This window comes from Caldisericaceae bacterium, from assembly GCA_036574215.1.
GTDB lineage: Bacteria > Caldisericota > Caldisericia > Caldisericales > Caldisericaceae > Caldisericum.
Genome location: JAINCR010000065.1, coordinates 1 through 8817 on the forward strand (window position 1 = coordinate 1; position 8817 = coordinate 8817).

General features: G+C 32.0%; 7 protein-coding genes and 1 other RNA gene. 4 read left to right on the forward strand and 4 right to left on the reverse strand.

Going from position 1 to position 8817, the window contains the following annotated elements; translation table 11 throughout:
- Positions 1-183: macro domain-containing protein (locus K6343_03935; GenBank protein ID MEF3245114.1), on the forward strand; the 183-nt coding region annotated here is incomplete at its 5' end.
- Positions 176-580: a ribonuclease HI family protein gene (locus K6343_03940; GenBank protein MEF3245115.1), complete on the forward strand. Its 405-nt coding sequence runs from the start codon at positions 176-178 to the stop codon at positions 578-580. The genes K6343_03935 and K6343_03940, both read left to right, overlap by 8 nt.
- Before the next feature lies 1 nt (position 581).
- On the opposite strand, the gene K6343_03945 is transcribed toward K6343_03940, so the two are convergent.
- Together K6343_03945 and K6343_03950 are read right to left on the reverse strand one after the other, a co-directional pair.
- Positions 582-3767 carry a hypothetical protein gene (locus tag K6343_03945; GenBank protein MEF3245116.1) on the reverse strand — a complete coding sequence of 1062 codons (3186 nt, stop codon included), beginning with the start codon at positions 3765-3767 and terminating at the stop codon, positions 582-584.
- Between the two features lie 10 nt (positions 3768-3777).
- The gene (locus K6343_03950; GenBank protein ID MEF3245117.1) at positions 3778-6765 is read right to left on the reverse strand and encodes a S8 family serine peptidase; all 2988 of its coding nucleotides are present in this window, start codon (positions 6763-6765) and stop codon (positions 3778-3780) included.
- Positions 6766-6833: 68 nt separating this feature from the next.
- On the opposite strand from K6343_03950, the gene K6343_03955 reads away from it, so the two are divergent.
- Positions 6834-7469, forward strand: coding sequence for an HAD family hydrolase (locus tag K6343_03955; protein MEF3245118.1), 636 nt, complete (start codon positions 6834-6836; stop codon positions 7467-7469).
- A 12-nt stretch (positions 7470-7481) separates the two neighbouring features.
- Positions 7482-7883, forward strand: coding sequence for a hypothetical protein (locus K6343_03960; protein MEF3245119.1), 402 nt, complete (start codon positions 7482-7484; stop codon positions 7881-7883).
- A 28-nt stretch (positions 7884-7911) separates the two neighbouring features.
- On the opposite strand, the gene ssrA is transcribed toward K6343_03960, so the two are convergent.
- Positions 7912-8261: a transfer-messenger RNA gene (gene ssrA / locus K6343_03965) on the reverse strand.
- A 114-nt stretch (positions 8262-8375) separates the two neighbouring features.
- Positions 8376-8817: hypothetical protein (locus tag K6343_03970; protein ID MEF3245120.1), on the reverse strand; the 442-nt coding region annotated here is incomplete at its 5' end.

Here is an 8817-nt window from a genome sequence, read left to right on the forward strand (position 1 = left end):
CTCTCAATACCAGCAGTAAGTTGTGGAATATTTGGCTTTCCAAAAGAAAAAGGCACAAAGATTATTGTAAAAACTATTTTAAAATTCTTAAGATTTAATGGAGGAGTCTTTAATGAAATACATTTAATTGGTATTGGTAAAGAAATCCCAGAACTTTTTAGAGAAGCTTTGAAAAATGCATAAGATTGATATTTATACAGATGGTGCATCAAGAGGGAACCCAGGAAAAAGTGCATGTTCCTATGTTTTTGTATTGGATGGAAATATTATTAAGTTCCATAGCGAATACATCGGACTTGCAATCAATAATGTTGCAGAATATTCTGCTTTGTTATTAGCACTTAAAGAGGCTTTAAAGGATTCCTATGAAGAATTGACTGTTTATTCCGATTCCCTCTTACTTATCTCCCAAATTAAAGGAGAATATAAAGTAAAATCACCTAACCTTAAAATTCTCAATGAAGAGGTTCTGACAATTGTTCCAAAATTTGAGAAAATAACTTTTAATCATGTAGGTAGAGAAAATAAATTTATAAAGTTAGCCGACTACTTGAATACAATTATTCTTGGGCCAAAATGAATTAAGGTTTTATATACTCAATTCTTACAATTCTCTCTTTATCAAACCATGTCACATTACACCCTAAAGATTCTGATACAAATCTTAACGGGATCATGGTTCTATCGTTTATAATAATGGGCTTGACTAAAGGATTATTAGGATCAATTTGAACGTTTTTACCATCTACTATCGCAACATTATTACCAATCTGGAGTTTTATTGTCTTACCGTCTAGGAGTATAGTAACAACTTGGTCGTTTTGAGACCAAGAAATTGAGCCTCCAAAAACTTCAACAATAGCACGGATTGGCACCAATGTTCTATTCCAGCCACTTAAAATTATAGGAGTAGTTCCTCTCCCTGGATCAATTTCAACAGGAAAACTATTTACATGCATGATTGGATCGTTTATTTTTAATTCAACGGTCAGTTTTATATTTCCTTTGTAAAAAACTTTGATTTTCCTTACACTTTCTTCTAAAGTTTTTGCCCTAGATACTATTAGAATTTCTTCACTGTGGTTAATAAGCAAATAAGAAAAAGAAAAGTTTCCAGATTCATCGACATAAACATCTTTCCCATTAATAGAAACTGTGCACTCTACGGTCGTTTTACCTACAATATTAATTTTCTGCTCATTTGCTATATACCCTTCAGGAAGATTAACACTTAAATAAGGTGTTATACTAACTCCTCCAGAAATCAAATTTTCAAAGTCTCTTATTTCATCAGTCAAAAGGACATATTTTGCGTTTGAAATGCTGAGAGTTGCTCTACCAATTGATAAAGGTTTAAATACTATATCCCCAACTTTTACTGTATTATAGGCAATTTTTTCTTTGGGAAACTCGATGAGAAACATTACTCCATTACTTGTATCATTCTTGAGAAAAACAGAGTTTGATAATTCTTGAGTTAATAGAATGTGATCAAAAGCAACAATATTTTTTTCAAAACTCAGCTCGAAAGAAACGCCTCTTATTCCATTAGGATTTTTAAGATATAGAGGGACAAGAATATTACTTCCAAGCATTCCAGTTGTATCATCTAAATATAAACTTTCATTTAATTGTTTTAAGACGACAACTGAGATGTTTGATGATTTATAAATGTTTCCATTTTTTGAATATACCTTTATTATTACATCAGTAAAATCTCCTTCATTTGCATTTTCTTTAGATTGCAAAACTAGTTTAACTGTTTTAGTTGCATTGGGTAGAAGTGAAAAATTAGAAACCTCATTGGGATTACCAATCGAAAAAACTGCTGAATTTGTTAAAAAGACATTAAATGAATAGTTATCCTGCTTTACCCCTGTATTTGTAATATTAAAGTATAGATTTACAAAATCAGAAGGAGCGACATAGACTCTATCCTGCGATTGGCCAATTGAAAAAGAATAATCAGGATAATTTTTAGTGATATCAAAAATTTGAATAACATTACGGAATACATTTGCAGTAAGTAAATGTGAATTGGTCAATTCAAAAGAGACTAACCCATAGTAAATTGAGTCAGTTTCATATAGAGGAACTCCCGATGAAGTAAATACCGTAATCCTCCCATTTTCGGTATTTGCGATGTATACGTTATCATCTTTATCAATTGCTATATCTTCAGGAATATACAGTTTAAATGCACCCTTACCATTACTTGAGAAAGTTTTGACTTCTTTAAAATTTTTGTCATACCCATGGATTGAATTATCAAAAAGGGATGGTATAAAAGCATTTCCTTTTGAGTCAAATGCAATTGAAGACGGTAATTCACACACGGTAAAGGCTCCAACAATATTAAAATTCATATCGAGTTTAAATACTGTATTTTTATCGAGAGAAACAATAAAATAGTAATTAGAAGCAAGGGTTATTTTCCTTATAACTCCAAATTTATCGTTGGAAATACTTTTTTTGAAACTTCCGTCAGTTTTAAAGATAAAGAGTTGATTTGTTCCGCCTAAAATTACATTGCCTTTTTTATCAGCATATATTGAATTTAATGATGGTAAATTTGCGTCGTTAACTTTTGAGATAGTTTTTTCAAATGAACCACTTGGCGACAACTTCACAACCTCGCTTGAATCAAGACCACCTTTGTTTAATACCCACATGTTGCCAAATTCATCTAAAGAAACACCTAAAGGACTTAAAAATACACCTAAATTAGTATTCCTTACAAAGTCCACTTTTTTCAAAAAGCCGCCAAGTGGGGTAAAAACCGAAAGTCGAGTAATTACTGGATAACCAAATGGAGCAGAAGCGTTAGGCTGAGGAAAATAAAAATATCCAGAATCAAAAACATAGACAGATTCTTGTGTTATTGCGATACCTGTAGGTGTTAAAAAGGACCCATTTGGGATAGAAGTTATGCTATTAGATAAACTTCCAAAAGTTGTAATTAGTTTATAAGCCTTGTCAAAAACAAGCACTTTTGGCGAATTTGAAATCGGATTTAGCCCTCTGTCAACTACATAAACATTACCACTTACATCTACAGAAACTTCTGTTGGATAAATTAGCAAACCGTCTCCAAATGAATTTACAATATTTAAATTCGTATCAAAGACATAAATTTTATTTTCTTCCCCACTTACACAATAAACTTGCTTGTTTAGGGAAGAAAATAAGCCTAAAGGATATGAAACAGTATTGCTTTTAACAATTCTATAATCAAAACTAATCTTAAAAACTTTAGAAGAAAAGTAATCCGAAATAAAAATTCCAGAGGAATTTACCGCAACACCAACCGGACTAATAATGTCTTTTATTTGGATAGTGCTTATAAATACGCCATTTGCATCATAAACTTTTACGAAGCCTGCAAGAGGATCTGCAATATAAAATCTGTCGTTATAAAATGCAATATCAGTAGGATAAATAAATTCAGAAAATTTTCCAAAAGTAAACTTTTCTTGTAAAAGAGGAGTAAAAATATGAATTTTACCGTATGAGTTATCAATTACTGCTATATCGCCCCCTTTAGTTATGCACATTCCTTGCATTGGGAAAAGGTATTTTGTGTTGTAATCATCTTCGTAAAAATTTACTTCAGAGAAATTAGCACTTCCAATAAAATCGTCAACTGGAATACCGATTGTTTGAATTTCCTTTATTGAAGAAATATTAGATGATAGAACAATACTAATCCAATCAAAAGAAGTAAAAACCAGAATAAACAAAATTAAGATAAAAAATACTTTTTTCATAGCCTTGCTCCTATGGGTAAACTTCTCCAAAGTGTTTAGAGAATATAAAGAAGTCCTTTTCATCGACAATTCCATCAAAATTAAGATCACAATCAGGGTTAAAATCTTTTTGGGATGATGTTAAATTAAAACTCTGTTTAAAAATCGTTAAGTCGAGGTTGTTTACAACTTTATCACTGTTAAAGTCAAACATCCTTGAGTAGGGAGAAATGTTATAGTATAGGGGTTTAACAAAAAAGTTCGTTGTAGTATCTGATTTCGGATTAGCAATAGTTATAAATCCCTCTTTATTATTTTTTGAAAGGAAAGATAATTTTAACCTGGCTCTTTGTATCTTGGTATTAGATAACACAGCAAAGTGAGCGCCTGATTTAGTATTCTTATAACTTAATAAGACGTTTTCATCCAATATTTCTGCTGCAAGCAATTTCAAAGCATTTATATCAAAATGCAAATCAAAGGTTAAACTTGTGAAGCTACTTAATGGATTAACATTCAAATTTAAATCAAAAACATCGTTTGCTTGTAAAAGCAGGGTATAATTGTTTACTACCGAGAACTCAAATCTTCCCGTTGTTTGTGGATACTGAACTGTAAAACTCCCACTTAGCTCTTTTCTTGAAACCGTTTGGTAAATATTTTTTGTTTTTTCATCATCATTTGTTTCATTATAGGATATTTTGTAAAAATAGACACCGTTTTTCAAAAACAATACGTTGGAAGATACATCAAACGGAGTGATGCTAATTCCGTAATCACCGACATACAGAGGAGACTGGTCGAAAACATTATATATGAGATTTCCAAGGGAGTCATAAATAGAAACTTTTACATTTTCCGCCAAAGTTTCTCTAAAAGTTTCATTTTCAGATTGTGAAACACTCCCAGTGCCAACAGAGAAATTTAAGTAAATTGAACCAGTTTGGCTATTTATTACACTATTTGAAAGCGAAACATCAAATAGAAAATCGTTTTCAGGAACATCGTTTAGATACACAAAAGGAATGTGTAATTTTTCATTTTTGGAGGTAAAGAAAATAAAACCATAGGAATGAGATATATTTGAAGCAGCCTCAAATGAAACTGATACATTTTTTGAGGATTTCCCATCTACTGAAATAGTTGATGGTATGTCGATAGTTACTTTCTCATTGGAACCATAGAGGAGTGAAACTGAAAAAGTTTTAGAAATTGTATCCAAATTTTTAAAAGTCAAAGTAAAACTCTTCTTATTTACTCCATTTCCAAAAATTAAAGATGCAGGATACACATAAGATGAGGTGTTTACTGCATTATAGATATTCACTCTACCACTTCCCTGAAGTAGTGGTGAATAAGGCAGATTTGAAACACTATTTGTAAGAACATCTGCTGTATTCATAAGTAAGTATTTAATCTCGGTTGCTTTAAGTTCTGGCTTTGCTTGTTTTAAAAGTGTAGCACAACCAGCAACAACAGGAGAAGCCATTGAAGTTCCGCTCATTTCCGTATAAGTGTTATCTAGATATGTTGAATTGATGTTTACACCAGGTGCAACTAAATCCGGCTTTAGGTAAAAATCTGAAGTCGGTCCCATTGAGGAAAATGAAGCTAATCTCCCTAAACCATAAACATTTGAGATTGAAACTGTTTCATTGGATAAATTTTTTAAGAACTGTCCATCATTAAAAGAGATAAAGAGAAACGGTATAAAATCATTTCTACCAGGCTGATCTTGAGAAACAAGTGTAACATCAGGCATGCCTGGAACGTTATTATACACAATGACACCAATTGCACCTGAGTCCTTTGCGTTTAGATCTTTATCACCAAAGTAAATTTCTCCCCTTTCAATAAGAGCAATCTTTCCCTTAACATCTAATCCTTTAAAATCTTCAACCTTACCTAAGCCACAATACACAATGTTGTAGTTACCTGAGGTAAATTTTGGCGACTCTATTGCATACTGCGCTATAATAGTTCTATTTGATGCGTTAATAATTCCTGTTTCGGAATCATCGGACGCGCCAACTCCAATTGCTAAATCAACAGATGCAGGTGCAGTAAGAGGGTTTTCAACAAATTCTGAAGGAACTCCACTATTACCTGCTGACGCTACAACTACTATATTTGCATTTATAGCATTCCTTACGGCAGTTGAAAGTGCATCTTGAGCTATTGAAGCGCCGTTATGTATACCAATGGAAATGTTAACTACATCACACTTATCACTTACTGCTTGATCAATGGCTTTTATGATTAAAGAAGTTGAAGTCGTGGAATTACCTTTGGAAAATACTTTATATGCGTATATCTTTGCATCTTTTGCAATTCCATTTTCTGAACCGGCAAAAATACCTGCAACATGAGTCCCGTGGCCATCGTCATCCATTGGATCAGGATCATTATCCGCAAAATCATAACCACCAACAACTTTTGAATTGGGGAACTTAGCACCTCCAAGTTCCTTGTGAAGATAATCAACTCCAGTGTCTATAATACCAACTTTCATACCAATACCAGTTATAAAGTTGCCGTTTTTATCCTTCTCTTTAAATACTAAATTGCTCTCTATCACTTTTGAAGTAATATCTCTTTCAAGAAAACATTGCTCATCAGGATAGATGCCATCAACTTGGCCTGTATTTATAAGTGCTTTAAGAAGAGCGTCATTCCCACTTATACTCATCCCATTAAAAACAGAATAAAAATCACTATTTACGCTTCCTCCAAGTTCCAAAACTAAGCATTTTAAACTTTCGTGTCTAACCGAAAGTTTTTTAAGATAATTTTCATCAGTTCTATCGCTAACTAAGGAAAGTAATTTATAACTAAAAGAATTTTGATATTCCAATAGCGAAGGGGCTCTAAATTTGATAATATAGGTATTGCCTTGGTAATCCTTTGGGATGTTTATTGCCTTAGAAGCAGACTTAAGTCCGTAAGTACCAACACTTAAAGAAATAATAAAAGAAAATACTACCAATAAGCTTAGAAACGAATAAAACCTTTTTTTCATATATATCAGTCCTCTTTTCTATTATATAATAGATTTTGGTTTTTAGAAGAAAAAAATATAATTTAACGATGAAAATTACAACACTTATTTTCGATTTTGACGGAACACTATTTGATACAAGTAAAGATATTGCTGAAGCAATGAATAAAACTTTAATTCATTTTAATAAAAAACCTTTAGATGATAAAGTTATATGGTCATATACAGGAGATGGCTTTAGAAAGACCATAGAAAGACTCTTTCCAAATGAAGATAAAGAATTAATTAGAGAAGCTGAAGAAGTTGCTTACAAATTCTATGTAGAAATATCCTCAACATATGCAACACCAATAGATAATGTAATCGAATTCTTACTCAGGAATAAGCAAAGAAAAGTAATTCTTTCAAATAAGCCGTTAGAACCCCTTATAAAAATACTTGATAAATTTAGCATAAGAAATTTGTTTGAAAAAATCTATGGTTTTGAGAGTCTTTCGGTGGTTAAACCAAACCCTGAAACGATAAACATAGTCTCTGAAGATTTAAATGTACCTAAAGACGAGATGGCAATCATTGGGGATGCAGATCAAGATGTTCTTACAGCAGTTAATGCTAACATAAAATGTTTTATAATCCCATCAAAACCGATAGAGACAACACACTATTGTAGCATCTTTAAAGATTACGATGAACTTGAAGAAATACTAAAAAACTATAAAATTTAATAGGAGGAAAAAATGGCATATCTTTTAGTAATCGTAATAAATAAAACTGATAAATTAAATAGGATCTTAGAGAGACTTATAGAAGTTGATGTAAGAGGTGCAACAATTATCGATTCAATTGGAATGGGAAGAACTCTTGAACCTGAGGTCTCAACTTTCTCGACACTTCTTGAGATATTTAACGTTGGGGCTGGTAGATACCCAGAAAATAAAACAATTTTTACAGTAATAAAAGAAGAAAAAACCCTAAAAGACGCTCAAAGAGTTATAAAGGAAGAACTTAATGACTTTAAAGAACCAGGCACAGGTATTATGTTTGTTCTGCCAATTCTTGATTTTGTAGGATTAGCTCCGTCTTTGGAAGAAGAAAAGAAAGCAATAAGTGAGAAAAGAAAAATCGAGAAACTTATCTAGAAATTAATCAAATACGAACATATTAAAATGGTGGAGGCGGCGGGAGTTGAACCCGCGTCCGAGTAGATAACCCATACCAGCCACTACAAGCTTAGCCATTCTTCTATTTTCACATTACGTTTCCGAATGGCAGGATTCATAATGCATAGCTTGAGTTCAAACTTCCTTAAGAAGGCTCAAGCATCCTTCAAAAGGAAGGCTCGTGTCCCGACGTTTTACAAGTCCCACGAGCAAAGACCTTGCAAAACGTAGCAGTCTTATGCTGCTAATGCAAATGAATAATCGGCGTTTATTTTTTAGTGGATGTTTAGGGAGGCCAACCACCATCCTCCGCCTGCTCTGGCATGCTCTATCTAACCGTCGAGCCCCAGCGCCCCCAAATATATTATATATAATTATTTAAAAAGTTCAAGGTGTTATTGTTAAGTATTTCAAAAGAGTTATAAATTGTTCCCTCAAAATTAGAGCAAGATAAAGTTTTGTCAAAAATAATTATGTCTCAAAGAAAAGCATTATAAATAAAAAAATTGGTATGAATTCCACAAAATTTATTAACGTAATACTAAAAGGGTTTCCAAAATGCATATAAATACCGAAAAAAACGATCGCATTTAAAATAAAAATATTTACCAAAACAAAGACATACTTATTGAGCTTATCAATAGTATAATTTTTGCTTTTACTTAAACTATAAAGAAACGTGAAAAATAGCGGATAAAAGATAGCTAAAGGTAAAGAAGAAATGTACTGCAAAATATTGCCGTAAGTGGAATTAAAACTTAGAATACTATTAATAAACACCTTATTTAATAGCAAAGTAAGGATTACAAGAAAGGTAAGTAAAGCTAAATATACAAAATGCTTACTCCAAATATTTTTATTAAATTTTAATACAACAACAGCAATCATAAGCAATATTAAAAAAAAAAAAACG